The following is a 16,432-nucleotide window of genomic DNA, read 5'->3' on the forward strand; positions in this document are numbered from 1 at the left end:
GGTTAGAGCCCTTAAGTCCTCCTATCGTCGGACTTAACATAACCGGGTGGTCACAAGTTCAAGTGATGGCGGTAGACAAAAATTACGAAATCCAATTGAGGGCCATTAGCTCAGTTGGTTAGAGCCCCCGGCTCATAACCGGGTGGTCACAAGTTCAAGTCTTGTATGGCCCACCATTTACTTTTTAGGCGAACTATTGCCCACTAAGTTATGTAAAAAGCCTATTCTTCGGAGTAGGCTTTTTTATTCCCACTAGATAATAAACAATAAAGATCTGATAATTTAAGAATGAAATTTCTTATTATATTATTAGCTTTTGTATCATGTGCTCACAAATCTTCTCTAAAAGATGTTGACGTCGATTTATATCAAATGACCAGCTCACAGATAAACTCTTTACCTGATGACTTATGGCCAGGCTTTAAAGAGTACAATCCTCTTGTCATTTACAACACAATTGAAGGTCAATACTTACTCGGTGCTGACAAATATCCTGTTATGGGATTTAACAAATACAACAAGGACCATAAACATCCACTTGGACAAAAGTTCCAAAAAAGGGTCTATAATACGGCTTTCCCCAAAGAAATATTTCAAAAGCATTATCCAACATTAACGTCATCAGTCTTTATGATCGATTCACTTGAAAGAATGAAATCACTTGGAAGAAACTGGAACATATATGACTGGAGTACTATTTACATTCACGAAATCTTTCACTTATTCCAAGGTCCAATATGGTCTAAAGAGATAATAGGAAAAAAGGAAAATATCGACTCAACACCACTTCAAAAACTAAAAAAAGATAAGAAGAACATTAAACTTGTTGTCGAAGAACAGAAGATTGTACGAAGTGCTCTGCTTAAACTTGATTTCACTAATAAAAAAGAAATCAAAGAAATGTGTAAGAGCCTAATAACCAAACGAGACAGTAGGTACAAATACTTAAAAAGACAAATACAACATTCTGTTAAAAATGAGCAGTTCTACGAAACCCTAGAAGGAACAACTCGCTATATTGAAAAACACATCGACCTATATTCAATTTCGGATTCAAATAAAAGAAAATATATGAATAAAGATCTATTAGCCTATCTAGATAAACATGGAATTAAAACTTACTATTACATGCTTCATCAAATTGAGCCTGGAGAAAACTATTACTACGAAACAGGTTTTGGCTTATCACTATTATTAGATAAACTTGAACCTAAATGGAAAAACAAGGCATTCAAAAGCACACTATGGGAGCAAGTAACAGCAAGTTGTAATCGTATATAACCATAACTAAAACTTTTTCCTCACTGCTAAATGGCTATTTCATAAACTACTGAAAACTCATTTAAGCAACTCAAAATAATCAGACAAATATCACTGAGGAAAATAACCAAATCAAAGAAAAAGTAGAATTATATTAATGAGTTAGAACTGAGAAAGAAAAGTTCGCGCAAGCAACTGGATGGACCACCATAAAAAAGCTCAGGCGTTTACGTCTGGGCTTTTTTTATTTTGAGCCAATATTAGTTTTAAATTTTTGAGTGCCACAAAGTGGTGGTCACACTTGAGCCAAAAAATGATCCCAAAGGATCATTTTTACTTCTTGCTGAAATGATTAAAAAGATGAATATCGCAGAACCGAATTGGCTCATGCAAGTCTTGTATGGCCCATACATAAACTTTTTGGGCGAACTTTCGCCCACTTGGTTACACAAAAAAGCCTTCTTAACTGAAGGCTTTTTTATTTCTATAATCTTGAATTGCTATATCTAAAGCATCCTGACCTGGCTCGCATTTAATATTTGGCTGAATGCCTACTTTCTCAAACTTGCGATTGTCTCTAAAAATATTTTTATGCGTAGAAATTTGAATACATAGCTTAGAATATGGAAGAACAATAATTCCAACATTACCAAATTCAATGCATCCATTTGTTGCCTGACCTACATAGTGAATTTGAGGATGATCTTCAAAACAAAGAGCTGTACTTTCACCACTAGACTTACAGTCGTTATCAATTAAAATATAGATAGGTTTATTATAACAATTACGGCCAACCTTAGTTACATCAGTACCACTACTATGCCTTAGCTCTCTACCTAAACTTGTATTAAAGTTATTAAATTCAAAACGAAACTTATTAAAATACTCTTCATTCCTTTTATAAAATGTATTTGATTGAACTAATTTAACAAGAGCAGTATTTAAAACTAGTTGAGAGTTAATTGGATGACAAAAGTCCTGGCCATAAAATAATTCAGCCATTTTATAACCATAGTAATCGTTACCACCACCATTACCTCTAAAATCAATAATAGTGAATTCACTGTTTATAAGATTTGATTCAATATCTATTAAAAATGATTTCCATAACTCTGAGTTTGGCATGGGGAAATGAGACAAGCCAATTAAGTTATAGTTTCCATCTTCAATTCTTCTTACGACAACTTCTTCTTCATCCGCAATATTTCTTCCAACCTCATATAATTTCGGTGATACTGAACCAATTGATCTCTCAGCGTAGTTTTTCCATATTTTCAAATGATTGTCTTTGATGTTAGTGAAAATTTCCTTCAACGAAGAATATAATACCTCATTATCTTGTTCTTCTCGTAACAAGTTAACTTGATTAAGTAGTTCTTTAAACTCAGAAGGGTCAAGCCCAATAGAGCCAGCATATCCCTCCCTAAGAGTATAAATAAGAAGGTCAATATCTCGACTAATGGAAGCATCACTTGAGTTAAGACATTTTTCAATCGCTAATTCTTCATCTTTTATACTATTCATAACCATAACCTAAGTTGTTTCCTCACTAAATTATTCCAAGCTTTTAAGCCATTGAAAACTCATTTCAACAACTCAAAATAAACAGACAAATATCGCTGAGGAAAATAACCAAACAGCAGAATTTCATGAATTAAATAAAGAACTTACGAATGAGGAAGAAAAGTTCGCGTAAGTAACTGGATGGCCCACCAGTTTTTCAATAAGCGAACTTTCGCCCACTTGGTTACGCAAAAAAGCCTTCTTTTAATCGAGAAGGCTTTTTTATTTCGTTATCCCCCATACAGCTTCAATCATTTTAAAACCGGTAGAATCATACTTTCTAAGCTCTCGCTTTGTTTTCGGGTAATAATCATTATTTCCAAAATAAGCTTCAGTTAACTCTGCAAAGTATTCTCTCATATTAGAGGAAGCATATGCTTTAACTAGTCTAGTAGGTTTTGATCGAGACGGGACTTCTCTATATAGGTTGTGCTTAACTGAGCTCTCAAATGCTTTCTTAATCAGTATATTCTCATCACCCAAGTGAACCCAATGATAAGCATGACTCAATTCATGTAATAAAGTCATTGGTCCCCATTCAAAAACTTTATGGTGATACAAAACTTTGTCAGGATTAATCATATGAATCCCACCGGCCATATCTGGGTTTAAACCATGTTCACTTAGCCAATTTCTACTTCTATGAAAAACGAAAACACCTAACTCTTTAGAACGAAAAGGATATTTCTTTTCACTTGAGACCCAAATTTTCACACTCTTAAGAAAAGTTAATGCTTTATTGGGAATGTTCAGTGTTATTTTCTTTAAGTCTTTTTCAAACTGTCTCTTAATATCAGAAAATAGTTTCTTATCTCGCTTTATAGGTTCTTCAATAAAGACATCCCATCCTTGTATATCAATACAGATATAGGACCACTTTTGATCTCCATCATTAAAGCTAACAATTTTATCCTTAGCCTCTACGGCTATCGAAAAAAGAAATATTAGAACTATAAGTCTCATAACCATAACCTATTTTGTTTCCTCACTATATTTCAGCATGTTCACAACTTATTGAAAACTTATTTCACTAACTCAAAACAAGCATACAAATATCACAGAGGAAAATAACCTTAAAGGCCAAAAAGTAGAATTATTTTAAGTGCTCAGGATTAAGGAAGAAAAGTTCGCGTCAACGTTGCTGATGGACCACCAAAAATCCCTTTAGGTAAGTGAATATATTTAAAGTTTTTTTTATTTCTCTATTTAATTCAAGATATCTATTCTGTTTTACATTTAAGGTAGTATATTGGTTCTTTTTTTGTTCTCTCATTAATAGATATAACATACTCTCCCTTAGCATTCCTACCTTGAGGAGACCAAATATTTACACCTTGCTCTATGTCTTTAAATGAAATTAGTAAATCTGGTGCACTTGAAGATGGTGTAGTTTTTTCTGCATAAACAGTATAAGAAAATCTTTCTCCAATATAGTTTGCAACAATAGTATTCTTCTCCTTTTTAAATGGCTTCGCTTTTACTTCGGACCCCTTTAAAAGAACTGATGTGTTCTGGCCACCAGCCTTCTTCTGAACATGGACTCCACAAGTTAAATCAGATATTGAATTTGTTGCAGCGTAAACAGACACTGCCATAAAAATTGAAAAAGAAGTGATCATAATTTTCATTTTATTTCCTTTTTAATTAATTAGTTCTCTAAATGACTAACACTAAATTTAAAAAACTAAGCAGCATCTTTAAGCTTCTCTATCTTTTTCAAAAGAGAACTATATCCCTGCATTTTCTTAATTCCATTTGGAAATAAAAGACTCTCTACTCGAACACCATACAAGACAGAAAACTTCGCCGCCAACTCTACTCCAATATTTCGCCTATCGTTCTCAAGAGCAGAAAGATTAGAAACTGAAATATCAATCGCTTCTGAGACTTGAGCTTGAGTAAACCCAAATCTCACTCTCATGGCCTTAAGGATTTTTCCTGAAGTTAGTTTTACTTTATCAATAGAGCCCATATTTTTTCCTTTAATTATAATCATGATCAGGCGTAATTTTTATCACTTTGATAACAATTCTAGACTTCACACATTGATAAATTAAATACTTCGGAAACTTTTTTACTAGGTCTTCTGTACCCAGTTCTAAAATCAACCGCGTCCCTTTCGTCTTTATTAAAAAAGTATGTAAGTTCAGCTAATGTTCCATATCCTGCATTAATCTTCATTCCAGTGAAAACAAACCCAGCTTTTAACTTAGGTATAATAATGTCGTTATTAGTAGTGTTGTGATAACTTTGAATTTTTCTATAACCTATATCTTTTGCTCTCTCTATAGTCTCTTGAAGCATCAATTTATATAAACCTCTACCTCGAAAGTCTTTTTTAACGTAAGACATACACATCATAATTGTATCTATCGAAATTTGATTAGAGAAAGATCGTGCAACGACAACATCATCTCGCTTTACTATAAAATATAAAAATGCCTCATCCTTAAAATCTGGCTTAATAGATCTATACCTTTCTTTTTCTTCTTCAGAATAGAAGATAGAATTTCCGCTATGTAAGAATTCTTGAAATTCTTCATTAGATTCTTCTTTAAATCCATCGAAAAAAACTTCACTCGATACACATTCAATTATAAAACTCTCGTCCATAACCATAACCTTTTTTGTTTCCTCGGATAATTATCCCAAGCTTTTAACTTGTTGAAAACTCATTTAATAAGTTCAAAATATATAGGTAAATATCGTTGAGGAAAATAACCTTCACTATAAAAAAACAGAATCATATTAATATCTTACAAGTGAGGACTGAAGCCGAAGGGTTCAGAGTTCGCGTAAGCAACTGAATGGACCACCACAGATTTTTTGGGTGAACCATTGCCCACTAAGTTAAGAAAACAGATCAAATTCCGAAGAGATACTATGTCGCTAAACTTCAATAAATCACTTGTTCTACCTTGGTCAGATGAACTCAGTCAAAAAGAACCATACGAGTATCCTTTTCTATCTTCTTATGTGAGAAAGAATAAAACTCTTCACTACATAGCTACACTGCATTCAACTGAAGAAGGTTCTGAAACATTCAAATTGATAGAAGAGACGATTAAAAAGAATTCAATCAATATTGTTATTGTTGAAGGAATTCCTAATTCGCGAGGTATATCGCCAGACTCATTTAAGAATTGGGCAAACAACCAAGGTAAAGAAGGAAGATACGATGGCTTTGAAACTGCTTTCACAATTAAAACTTCAGTAGCACTAAATATTTCATTCATTGGTGGTGAACCGGAAGAGATATTTATTTATGATAAATTAGTAAGTCAAAACTTTAAAATAGAAGACTATCTTTTCTATACCTTCATCCAGCAACTCTTTCAGGCCAAGGAAGCAAAGACTCTAGACACTCTATCTCTAGAAAGTAAATTCAATAACTTCATAAAACAAAAAATATCTCAACTTAACATCAATAAAAACTTTACTCTAAATGACTTTTACGACTGGTATCTATCGAATAATTTAGCATCATTCAATATAGACGACATTATTCCAGAAACTTGTGCTCCTTACTCATCAGGAAGATTACTTACTCAAAAAGTCTCATCCGCAATTTGTATACTTCGAGACCAATTTATTGTTTCTGTTATCGAAAAATCTTTGAATAGTTATAATAATGTTTTAGTTGTTTATGGTGGTAGCCACTGGTCAACTCAAAGAGAATCACTAGAGAATACTTTAGGAGTACCAAAATTTAGTCAACTATAAATTCATAACCATTACCAGGCCAAAGAAAAAGTTGAATCATATTAAACAATTAGAACTAAAAACTGAAGATACAAGGGTTCAGAGCTCGCCTAAGCAACTCGATGGACCACTATAAAAAAGATCAGACGTTTACGTCTGAGCTTTTTTATTTCTATTTTTTAAGTAAATTATAAACAATTGATACAAAACGATAAGGAAGACCGACAGAGAACCTTTCTTTTTCTCCCTCCGTATACATATTAGTTAAGATGAAGATTTCATCATCATGATACAACTTACTTAGATCACTATTTTCTTTTAGCATCCCATTATTTTGTAGCTCTATTTTAGTGAAGATTGCATTCCATGAATGATTAAAAGTACTCATTGTCTTATTAACCCATTCTGTTATTTTTAAATTAACTTCCTTCTTACTTTCTAAATTTTTTATATTAAAATCTTCGTTAGTTATAGTTTTAAGAAGCTCAGGACTTAAAAAGAATACAAATGCGTTTCTAAATTGCTGTTCTTCTGATGATACTACTACCTTTAAGTCATTATGATATTTAGTAGATAACCCCTCATGAATATGCATTAAATCTGTAGAATGAAGTATCTTCATCGGGAACTCATTCCCCTCTGTTCCACTTAAATGAGTAAATGTTTCGTAAAAAACTTCTAAATAGGGCATTCGGCCTCTAACAACATTTTTTTCTTCAAAAGATTTAACAAATTCCATAATTAATCCCTCCTTTAAGAGACTTTCTATTGAGGAGTTTAAAGATAAAGACTGAAGAGTTTTAACAAGTTGTTCGTTTTTTTGATTTAACTCTCTAACTAACTTTTTGTTTCGTGCTAAAGCATTTAAAAGTTTTTGCTCAAATTCTTCTTCAGGGTTTTCAATAACGGACTTAATCTCTTTTAAGGATAAACCTTGGTCCTGAAGAGTGCGTATCCGTTTGATTAATAAACAATCCTGCTCCGAGTAAGACCGATACTTTCCTATTCGACTAGCTTTAAACAAGTTCAGTGATTCAAAATGGCGAATCATTCTTTGACTTATACCTGTTCGTTTTTCAACTTCTCCAATCTTCATTTCTTATTAATTTCTCCGTTAAATAGATTATCGAACCTGACATAGTGTCAGACTTTAGAGAGAAAATAATTCCATAATCATGACCTAAATAGTTTCCTCACAACATTATTCCAAGTTCACAACCTATTGAAAACTCATTTAATCAATTCAAAATATACAGATCAATATCACTGAGAAAAAGAACCAAACTAAAGAAAAATAAGAATTATATTAAACTCTTGGATCTGAGGACTGAAGCCGCGAGGGTTCAGAGTTCGTGCAATCAAATGGATGGCCTACCATTTAACTTTTGGGCGAACAAATGCCTACTTTTTTATTTTTAAAGATTGATTTTAGCTTACTTTAATTTTCAGCAGAGCCTTTAAAACGATAAGATACACTGCAATCATATTTGTGCTTTTCCCACTTATCGCTATGTCCTTTAACCAGAATTGATGAATCCTTTCTTATTTGAATATTAGCAACACCGCTTATTTTATTATCATCTAAGGAAAAAGAAATATTTATAGTTATTGATTCAACACCCAAGTCTGCGTCTGTAGCATAATGAAAGCTCATCTTATTTGACTCATATGAAAGATCAAGAACATTATAATCTATCCCCTGAAACTCGAAGAAATGACTCTTTGCATTTTTGCTAGTCTTAATTTTAAACTGAACATTTTGAACCAACTCTCCACATAATGCTGATGGATTTTTCTTAGTCCAACGAACTTCACTTGGGACTACGATGAACGTTTTTCTCTATTTTTAGCCATCAGAGAAAAACTCATAACTGAAGCAAACAATATGCAACCAAACTTATTAATCAGCACTATAAATTCCATTGAAATACATAACCATAACCTGTTCTGTTTCCTCAAAGAATTATTCCAAGCTTTCGATTAAAAATTGATTTTTACTAATTATCTTTGAATAGCTGACGGACTTGCCTTTATAGTTTCACTTGAGTTCGACTCTGTCTGCTTAAGCAAATGTCTAGAAGAGTTATTGATGCTATCATCTCTTCTATAGACAAGACCATTACAAGTAATCAAACCATCGCCACTATCAAGAGTGCAATCTTGACGTTTTGCAAGTTTGCTCTGGCAAGACACTTCTAATTGCATGCAGACTTCATGTGGGTTCATATTGTATAATTTCCCTAATTGCATATACTTTAAATCACCTTGCGGATTTGAAGCTCCGTATCTGGAATTATACATATCTACTTTACGTTTAAAAAAATTGTGATTCGCGTTCCCTGTATTCATCATTCCTGTAAAAGGAGCTGGAGAAAGTTCCTGGCGCGGAATATCAGATTCGTTCCAATCAGTTTCATTTGCACTTGTAGACATAGAAGATAAAAGTATTAACATTAACAATATTTTCATGAAATACTTATCGTAATTTCTAAACAAAAACTGAGCGCTTTATGTTTAAATTATTAGTCATGTAGCAAAGATTTTAAATTATTATATATCTACGAGTATTAATTTCTTTAAAGAACCTTGTTTAAGTTTGGTCACGAGATGTCACAATCAAGATTATGACCTACTATAACTAAAGCTATTTCCTTCATAAACATAAGCTAGTCATAAAACTCATCGTTTATATCTAGATGCTCAACATTTCCTTTAAAGTTCTTTAACGATTTTTGTAAAAAAATTTATCCTTTTCTAAAATATTATTTAAATTTTCAAAGCAATAACTTGCAGTATCTTTTGCTACGTTTGAAGGCGCTCTATCACCATACTGATATCCCAACAAATGTATAAACTCATGAAAAATAGTGTCTCCGACCTCATCTTCTAGGTTTCGACTTAATTGACGAAAATCTTGATTTAAAGCGTTCACTGACAAGCTAATGTGTGGATAATTACTATCGGTAGTAGCAGAAGCTGTATTGGCCCATGCCTTTATTTTTTCACCATAACAAGTTTATCAATCGTCCGGCATCTTTTCTTCTATACTTACTTATTTCTTTGATACAGTTAAGTCCCTTGTAGAGAGAGTTCTAAAGTTATCAACACAGGTAAATATCGCTGAGGACTGAATCCGCAAGAGTTCAGAATTGCGCGAGTGTTCTTGAATAAAAAAAACATGCATCAGTAATGCGAATCTTCAGGTATCCAACAAGGTGCCGTGATTATCAAGTAAACGAACTCTTCTTCACTATCATTTACGAAAGCATGTTTTTCATTCGGTTTTGTATAGACAAGACTTCCAGTCTTAACACTTTTCTCGATTCCATCGATAATGGCCCGTCCACACCCACGAAGAATGAAGTAAGACTCTTCTCTTTCTTTGTGATAGTGCTCATCAGATTTTCCACCAGCAGGTAGTTTTACTATAGCTACCGTATGGTGTTCACTTGCTCCTGTTGAATCATGCCTTCCGACAAGAACACTAAACATATCTCCGCCTGGAAATGTCTTAAAATTAACATCCTCTACTGATTCAATTATTTTCATTACTTCTCCAAGATTGAATATTCATTTTGAACTTACCTTGTACATGAAAGCAAATAAACAGTACAATCGAGACTTCCTGCAAAAGCTGTTGGTAAGAAAAGAGCCATTAAAAGTAAAGTTGTAATCTTTTTCATAATGTTCCTCTTTAAGTTATAATAAAAATATTTTTTTACTGATTATTTATTGATGTAATCATTTTGGGTAAATAGTCATCTATGGCCTCTAGTTTGATCCCGAGGCTTTCTAGATTTGAACAATCCATATACCAATCTTCAGCAATATTATAAGGAGAGCTATTTTCCTCTGTTTGTGTTTTTGCCAACACAAACGGCGTACCAACAATTGTACTTATACGCTCATTTAAATCTTTAAGACTAATAGGATCTGAACTTGCGACATTGATTGGGCCAGAGAATTCAATCTTACTTAATTCATTCAGTGCTTTTGCTGCATCATCAGCAGAGATAAATGAGATCTTAGATTCAAGGTTAGTAAAATAGATCGGTTCTTGTTTTTTAATTCTATTCACATGAAACTGAAGCCTTCCTGTTGCATCCTTTTCATCTAAGACGATTGGAAACCTAACTGCTGTTACAGGAAACTTTGCATATCGATAAAAGGATACTTCGGCCTGTCTTTTTGCTTCTCCATAATTACTATCTACCGTTTCTTTTGTCTGAAACGAGAAGTTTAAAGGATCAAAAAGTCTTTCTTTGATTGAACGACCATAAACGTTATAGGCCGACATACTAGAAGTAAAAATATATTTTTTAGCTTTTCCGTTGAAGACATCACAAGCAAGCTTCGCTTGATCGTAATCAAAACAAGATTGATCAAAGACAACATCATAACTTTCAACAATTGCTTTTTCTAAAGATGATCTATCATGCCTATCACACTTGATCCTACTAACTTGATCACCAAGCCCATCATCCAGATTTCCTCTATTAAGCAATGTTACTTGATTGCCTTCATTCAATAATACTTGAACTAATTTTTTTCCAAAGTAGTGATTACCACCTAAAACTAACACTTTTCTCATATTCATCCTCGGAACACTTATTTTAATTTCTCATTCGATTAGCACGACTCGCTTCTTCAACATAAGTTCGAACTCGCGATATTGATCCGATCGGAAGGTTTTCTAAATTCGCATGAACACGCGTATTGATATATCTATCAGAACAATCTCTAACCGGAGAATTCTTAGGCACTTGAATTCTCGCTACCGTATAGAAAGGAAGAACCGATTCAGGCCATTCTAGTCCACCATTTTCGATCCAATCGGTATTGGACCACTGTCTATATTTTCTAGCTTTAAACTTTGTACTCTTTCTAAGTTGTGTTCTATTGAAAAATTGTAATTTAACATCAAAGCATATAGTCCCTTCATTGGCCCTTCTAACGATATCTTCTTGCAAATAATTACTATTATTTGACATGTCCTTTGAGCTTGTAACCCTAGAACAAGGTTCTGCTTTTAATTTTACAATATCAATTGGTGACATAGTTGATGTCATTCCATGTGTATAAGGAATATTAGACCAATAGCTAGAATCAGCAAGACTAGTAATATTCTCTTGTTCACTATTAGCTCCACCAATCGCACTTAGGCCGGATACAATTTCATTAAGAAAAAGTGGATTTGGAAGATAGGTAATGTCCTTATAAACGAGAAGATTTGCCGTTTTAACAACTTCATAAAAGCCTTTGATTCCACCATTTGAGAATCCAGGCGTAGAGTTCATCATAAAATCTTGTCGCCCAATTTCGACGAAATCATCAATTGGTAAATTATAGACAGAAAAAGAGAGACCTCTAACATCTCCAACTTTATCACTTTGCTTTCTTCCCATACCATCGGCATTGGCAAGTCTCACAGATGTTGAATAAAGACCGTCACTTTTAAACAACCCCTGCTTTAATCGATTAATTAACTTTTCAGAATAAGCAAATTGAGATTGTAAATCATTAGCTGAGAACACTTGGAAATCACCGTCAAAGCATTGCCCTTTTGCATGCGTCCCTCGATTCAAACTGCTATCAGCATTACGATTTCTTATAGCGAAATTATTAAATATTTTAATAAGGTCTTCTTGAATAGTCTTTTCATCATCTCTAGGAGCTTCATAAGCTTTTATAAGAGGGATGGAATTTAAGATATCAATATTTTTACTATTAAGACCCGCGTGTGCATTTAAAGACACGAAGGCCAAAACCGATAGCCCCATCAAAGAGATGTTCATAATTTCCTCGCAAATAATATGACGATAAATACGTTCAAATCTTAGCAATGAATTTGAAATCACGAAGTGGAATTGAAATGATTTCTATTGAATGTCTATTATTTAGACAAAAAAGGCCTTCATTTTGAAGGCCTTTTTATATATTATTCTAATTAGTTAACTTTAAATGAGTCTCATTTGCATCTTTTTCTACCTCTTAGCCAAGGTTTCGATTTGGAGTTCACGCGCAGTTCATTTTCAAAGTGCATTTGCGCTTCACTTAAGATGGAGTTCATATTTAAGTTAGAATGAAAGGCCAATTGAGATGCTTTTTGAAAACGTTTAAAAAAATATTTATCTTCTAAACTTACTTTTACGCCGAGAATTTTACAATAGAGATTTTCTAATTGGGATTTAAATTGATCGAGCCTTTCTATTCCCATTAAAAATCTTCCATATGAAGGATTTTCAACATAGGGAGTTGTACCATTTTTAAAGCTCTCTACTTCATAAACCATTCCATTTTCAATTTCGCCATTACCCATCGGAACTCGAATCGCTCCATAGGGTAATTTAAAATGACTCGCTAATTCTTTATTTAAGAATTGCTGAACTAAATTTTTATCATTTTTATGATTAGTGACAATAGCAACCTGTTTCTTAAAAGCATCAGACATAGTGTCTTTAGATTCTGCTGTTTCAATATCGTCTACGACATTATCGAAAATTTCTTTATATGACGGATAATCCTTTTGACATATTGGATATAAAGCTAGGATTGACCCCTCTTTTGGAGTAAGGGCCGGGTTTTCATGACCTGATAGCCACGTTTGAGCTTCAGAAAAAAGTCGACTTTGGTTGATACTATGTTCAGTAACTGCCTTAGAAAGTTTAATCTGATCACAACCAGAGACATCGGCATTAGTACTTTTACCTACGGTACAGCCAAGTGATCTTGCTGTGTAGTACATCTTTGTATTTAAGGCAATATACTTTTGTTTCCAATCATTGAAACCAGTTGCAGGGCATGCATAAGAGTCCTTAGCATTAGGATTGAAAACACTTGATTCCCAGTCTAACTCAAACTTATTAAAATTCTTGAACGCTGGGGTCACAAGACCATTTTTTGTTATTGATCTTGGTTTAAAATTTGCTTGATGACCTCTTTGAGTTATAGAAATATTTCCTGAAACAAGCTCTCCATTTGTATCAAGATTAGCAGTAAAAAATGCTGAAAACCTAGTCCCATCTTTGGCCTTTCCGGCATTAAATACTGCATTATTAATGTAAAGTCCTGCGGCATTCTTGGCAGATTTTCGATCCGATGATGTAATTAACTTTTTTACCATAGGATGATTATCTGTTAAATTTCTTAACGTAATACGTGTTGTACAAATATTTAAATCATCTCTCCCAGCTTGCTTAAAAACATAACATTCAAAAGAAAAGTCACTTGAAATACCACACTCTCTCGCCTTTCTTTCAAGGAATGAACCATAAGGCCTAGAAACTCTTTTTTGCTCATCATAACAACCCTGAAGAATACATCTGTTAAATTTTTGATGAATATCACCTCTTTCTTCATGGTAAAAATTAGAGTTTCCATTTTGAGAAAAGTGAAGCGTTTCAGGAGGACCTGATAGAGGACAAAAACTAGACATTTTTTCGCCTGTTAAACTTGTTTGGAGATGATTATTCCCATAGCCATTAAGTCCCCTTTTACACCCACTGGCAAGAGACTCTAAATTCCCCTTATCTCTAGCTTCAGCAGCACAAGCAATTCTCTTTCCATAATCTCTCTCTGTTTGACAGTCTCTCTCTCTATTTTTCGTTTTTAGGTCTATTTCAAAGCATTTAAAGTCCTTATGGCCACGAAGAGAGTTTATACACTGATCAATTCTATAGTGAACACTTTGATTAAAAGCGAGTTCAAGCTTTGCATAGTCATAAACCTTCCCCTCTCCACAAAAAGGTTTATCCCTATAAGAAGCATACTTACTAACTGGGGATGATATAATTTCTTCGTGAGTTGGATATCGAAACTCTAAAGTAACAGATTGATTATTAGATTTAGAGTCAAAAGATTTCTCCTGATAACCAGTACATTTTTTAGCGTTCTTTTTAGATTTATTTGAAGCTTCTTTTTTAAAAAACTTTTGAAGAGATGAAAGACTCTTTCCTCTATAATACAATTCGAATAAGTTATTTATAAAGTATGGATCCTGGTCCTCTCTTTTGATACCAATAATTGAACAGTATGATTTATGTAAATCATTGTAATGTTCTAAAATGGTTTTCCCACCCTTAACACTTCTACAATTAGTACCTTGTTGATTGCTAGGACTTTTGTAAGTCTTCTTATAAGTATTTACATCTTTAAGGACTTTGAATAAATCAATATCTCCAGCTAAGAATTGTCTTACGTGCACCTGATAGAGATCTTTAAATGGTCCACCAAGTGCGTTCCATGTTTTTCCTTGCATAGAAATATCTGGTCTTTCCCCAAACGCTTCACAATAAATATCTGCAATGATCGTTCTTTTTTTAATAACATCATCCAGAGCACTATTGGCACTCGTCACATCTATTGAAAGTATAATAAAGCATAGTGAGAAAAGAAATCTCTTCATATCAAAGTCCTTAAATATCAGAAGTACTCATTAATTCTATCTAATATGTCAGTATAATCAATTGTAACCTGATTCTGCCTTACCTAATAATAAACGGGGTCATCAATAGTACCACCGGCCCATTTATCACAACGAAGAAGTGCTTCACAATTTTCATAATCAGCAGTGTAATTGGTATAAACGGCTCTACTTTTATAACCTTTCACTCCCGAATAATTACCGCACTTATCTACAATAGTATTATTTGAAGAATTTGGTTCCTTAGAAAAATGTCGTGAACATACGTGACATTTTTTTATGGCATCAGCAAAAGAGTTCTCAGATTCAGACCTTGAGAAGCACAGAAATTTCCTCTCCCTTTTGGTAGAACTTGCCCAAAGAGGAAAACGATTTCCATATGATTCGCAAAGCTTTGGGAATCTAAAGACATTTACATCATGTTTTGTTGAAGCAATCAAACATTTATCAGTACAAATTCCCATACGTCCTCGTGAATCAACTTTTAAGCAATAGTTCTTATAAGATTGTACATCGTCTAATTCTCCATTACAGTCATTATCTAATCCGTCTTTCTTTTTTGGATCAAACTCACGACCCTCTTGTTTATAATTTACAGAACATTTGTTGCGGTAAGTTCCAACACGTTTTCCTTCTATTTCGACAGCATACTCTCGACTATCATAGCCCTTCTTCATAACATTTGAGTTATAGTAAAACGGTCTTTCAAAACAAAGATCAACAACTCTAGAGCAAAAGCTTACACCATTTTTAATTGAACAATCTTCATCGCGAATCGAAACATCCATGGGAATTTCATAGGGAGAGGGATCATTTGATGAAAAGCCAGATTTCATAGTGATTTTTTGCTCTCCATTAAAATATTTCTTCGTAACGATCTTAACTTTACAGCTTTGACCTAGAAAGTTTGAAGCATCAGCATTTCTATCAATAACAATTCGTTGATCACTAGTAAATGACACCTCCTCATTATTCTCTTTAGTAATAACGAGCGGGTACACCTTCGCTAAGGAATCACTATTAACATGACCACTTAAAACATCAATTGAGCCGTCACAATTCAAATCTATTGGTCCAACAAGACCGTCATATGGCATTGCGAATAGTTTCTCATCACATTTTAAAAGTGTACTTCTATCATAAAGAACGACTAACTCTCCTCGATTTCCGATTCCCTTTACAACTAAATTCAAATGACCATTTCCATAAAAAGACTTTTCAAAGAATACTTTTTCATTTCTAATAGATCGATCAACTCTGAACTCTCCACTACTTGATTCGATACAATCATTTTCATTACATAGAAAAATTTTACCAAATTTAAAAGAATGCCCAGACACACGATCCCAGGAGATATTAAAATCCGTTTTATTTCGTTTATGATCTATTTGTACATTTGATAAGAGTGTAGAAGCAAATACTGAGAAGTTAGTACAAGCTATGAGTATTATCATGATACGTAACATATTCGACCTCCATGTCTTT

Annotated in this window: 15 protein-coding genes and 1 tRNA gene; 3 read left to right on the plus strand and 13 right to left on the minus strand. The window is 33.4% G+C overall.

What is annotated here, in order from left to right:
• Positions 1–99: 99 nt before the first annotated feature.
• Both HBN50_RS14460 and HBN50_RS14465 read left to right on the plus strand, forming a co-directional pair.
• A tRNA-Ile gene (locus HBN50_RS14460) sits at positions 100–176 on the plus strand.
• Positions 177–288: 112 nt separating this feature from the next.
• Entirely contained in the window at positions 289–1,281 is a 993-nt protein-coding gene (locus HBN50_RS14465) for a hypothetical protein (protein WP_273871183.1), read from the plus strand.
• Positions 1,282–1,722: 441 nt separating this feature from the next.
• Here the strand turns inward: HBN50_RS14465 and HBN50_RS14470 are convergent, their stop codons facing one another.
• The 5 genes from HBN50_RS14470 to HBN50_RS14490 all read right to left on the minus strand — a co-directional run bounded on the left by HBN50_RS14470 (position 1,723) and on the right by HBN50_RS14490 (position 5,436).
• Positions 1,723–2,784, minus strand: a complete 1,062-nt coding sequence (locus tag HBN50_RS14470; RefSeq protein ID WP_273871184.1) for a S41 family peptidase — start codon at positions 2,782–2,784, stop codon at positions 1,723–1,725.
• Between the two features lie 261 nt (positions 2,785–3,045).
• The gene (locus tag HBN50_RS14475) at positions 3,046–3,786 is read right to left on the minus strand and encodes a hypothetical protein (protein ID WP_273871186.1); all 741 of its coding nucleotides are present in this window, start codon (positions 3,784–3,786) and stop codon (positions 3,046–3,048) included.
• Between the two features lie 257 nt (positions 3,787–4,043).
• Entirely contained in the window at positions 4,044–4,451 is a 408-nt protein-coding gene (locus HBN50_RS14480; protein ID WP_273871188.1) for a hypothetical protein, read from the minus strand.
• Positions 4,452–4,507: 56 nt separating this feature from the next.
• On the minus strand, positions 4,508–4,795 hold the full coding sequence (locus tag HBN50_RS14485) for a helix-turn-helix transcriptional regulator (RefSeq protein WP_273871190.1): 288 nt from the start codon (positions 4,793–4,795) through the stop codon (positions 4,508–4,510).
• Between the two features lie 59 nt (positions 4,796–4,854).
• Positions 4,855–5,436: a GNAT family N-acetyltransferase gene (locus HBN50_RS14490; RefSeq protein WP_273871191.1), complete on the minus strand. Its 582-nt coding sequence runs from the start codon at positions 5,434–5,436 to the stop codon at positions 4,855–4,857.
• A gap of 270 nt (positions 5,437–5,706) precedes the next feature.
• On the opposite strand from HBN50_RS14490, the gene HBN50_RS14495 reads away from it, so the two are divergent.
• Positions 5,707–6,546, plus strand: coding sequence for a hypothetical protein (locus tag HBN50_RS14495; protein ID WP_273871193.1), 840 nt, complete (start codon positions 5,707–5,709; stop codon positions 6,544–6,546).
• Positions 6,547–6,697: 151 nt separating this feature from the next.
• Here HBN50_RS14495 and HBN50_RS14500 read toward each other — a convergent pair whose 3' ends face one another.
• From HBN50_RS14500 to HBN50_RS14535, 8 genes are all read right to left on the minus strand, one after another.
• Positions 6,698–7,621 carry a MerR family transcriptional regulator gene (locus HBN50_RS14500; protein ID WP_273871195.1) on the minus strand — a complete coding sequence of 308 codons (924 nt, stop codon included), beginning with the start codon at positions 7,619–7,621 and terminating at the stop codon, positions 6,698–6,700.
• A gap of 342 nt (positions 7,622–7,963) precedes the next feature.
• Positions 7,964–8,293, minus strand: a complete 330-nt coding sequence (locus tag HBN50_RS14505) for a hypothetical protein (protein ID WP_273871196.1) — start codon at positions 8,291–8,293, stop codon at positions 7,964–7,966.
• A 233-nt stretch (positions 8,294–8,526) separates the two neighbouring features.
• Entirely contained in the window at positions 8,527–8,979 is a 453-nt protein-coding gene (locus HBN50_RS14510) for a hypothetical protein (RefSeq protein ID WP_273871198.1), read from the minus strand.
• Between the two features lie 729 nt (positions 8,980–9,708).
• Positions 9,709–10,074 (minus strand): cupin domain-containing protein, encoded by a 366-nt coding sequence (locus HBN50_RS14515; protein WP_273871199.1) that lies wholly within the window; start codon positions 10,072–10,074, stop codon positions 9,709–9,711.
• A 169-nt stretch (positions 10,075–10,243) separates the two neighbouring features.
• Positions 10,244–11,116 carry an NAD-dependent epimerase/dehydratase family protein gene (locus tag HBN50_RS14520; RefSeq protein ID WP_273871200.1) on the minus strand — a complete coding sequence of 291 codons (873 nt, stop codon included), beginning with the start codon at positions 11,114–11,116 and terminating at the stop codon, positions 10,244–10,246.
• Positions 11,117–11,138: 22 nt separating this feature from the next.
• Positions 11,139–12,320 (minus strand): hypothetical protein, encoded by a 1,182-nt coding sequence (locus HBN50_RS14525; RefSeq protein ID WP_273871202.1) that lies wholly within the window; start codon positions 12,318–12,320, stop codon positions 11,139–11,141.
• Positions 12,321–12,493: 173 nt separating this feature from the next.
• Positions 12,494–14,929 (minus strand): hypothetical protein, encoded by a 2,436-nt coding sequence (locus HBN50_RS14530; RefSeq protein WP_273871203.1) that lies wholly within the window; start codon positions 14,927–14,929, stop codon positions 12,494–12,496.
• Between the two features lie 83 nt (positions 14,930–15,012).
• On the minus strand, positions 15,013–16,413 hold the full coding sequence (locus HBN50_RS14535; RefSeq protein WP_273871205.1) for a hypothetical protein: 1,401 nt from the start codon (positions 16,411–16,413) through the stop codon (positions 15,013–15,015).
• Between the last annotated feature and the right edge of the window lie 19 nt (positions 16,414–16,432).

Origin of the sequence: Halobacteriovorax sp. GB3 (assembly GCF_028649655.1) — a bacterium.
In the GTDB taxonomy this organism is placed as follows: domain Bacteria; phylum Bdellovibrionota; class Bacteriovoracia; order Bacteriovoracales; family Bacteriovoracaceae; genus BSW11-IV.

Bases quoted from the DNA above. Each gene is read 5' to 3' on its own strand.
- HBN50_RS14465 (WP_273871183.1), top strand. From the start codon at position 289: ATGAAATTTCTTATTATATTATTAGCTTTTGTATCATGTGCTCACAAA.
- HBN50_RS14470 (WP_273871184.1), bottom strand. From the start codon at position 2,784: ATGAATAGTATAAAAGATGAAGAATTAGCGATTGAAAAATGTCTTAAC.
- HBN50_RS14475 (WP_273871186.1), bottom strand. From the start codon at position 3,786: ATGAGACTTATAGTTCTAATATTTCTTTTTTCGATAGCCGTAGAGGCT.
- HBN50_RS14480 (WP_273871188.1), bottom strand. From the start codon at position 4,451: ATGAAAATTATGATCACTTCTTTTTCAATTTTTATGGCAGTGTCTGTT.
- HBN50_RS14485 (WP_273871190.1), bottom strand. From the start codon at position 4,795: ATGGGCTCTATTGATAAAGTAAAACTAACTTCAGGAAAAATCCTTAAG.
- HBN50_RS14490 (WP_273871191.1), bottom strand. From the start codon at position 5,436: ATGGACGAGAGTTTTATAATTGAATGTGTATCGAGTGAAGTTTTTTTC.
- HBN50_RS14495 (WP_273871193.1), top strand. From the start codon at position 5,707: ATGTCGCTAAACTTCAATAAATCACTTGTTCTACCTTGGTCAGATGAA.
- HBN50_RS14500 (WP_273871195.1), bottom strand. From the start codon at position 7,621: ATGAAGATTGGAGAAGTTGAAAAACGAACAGGTATAAGTCAAAGAATG.
- HBN50_RS14510 (WP_273871198.1), bottom strand. From the start codon at position 8,979: ATGTTAATACTTTTATCTTCTATGTCTACAAGTGCAAATGAAACTGAT.
- HBN50_RS14515 (WP_273871199.1), bottom strand. From the start codon at position 10,074: ATGAAAATAATTGAATCAGTAGAGGATGTTAATTTTAAGACATTTCCA.
- HBN50_RS14520 (WP_273871200.1), bottom strand. From the start codon at position 11,116: ATGAGAAAAGTGTTAGTTTTAGGTGGTAATCACTACTTTGGAAAAAAA.
- HBN50_RS14525 (WP_273871202.1), bottom strand. From the start codon at position 12,320: ATGAACATCTCTTTGATGGGGCTATCGGTTTTGGCCTTCGTGTCTTTA.
- HBN50_RS14530 (WP_273871203.1), bottom strand. From the start codon at position 14,929: ATGAAGAGATTTCTTTTCTCACTATGCTTTATTATACTTTCAATAGAT.
- HBN50_RS14535 (WP_273871205.1), bottom strand. From the start codon at position 16,413: ATGTTACGTATCATGATAATACTCATAGCTTGTACTAACTTCTCAGTA.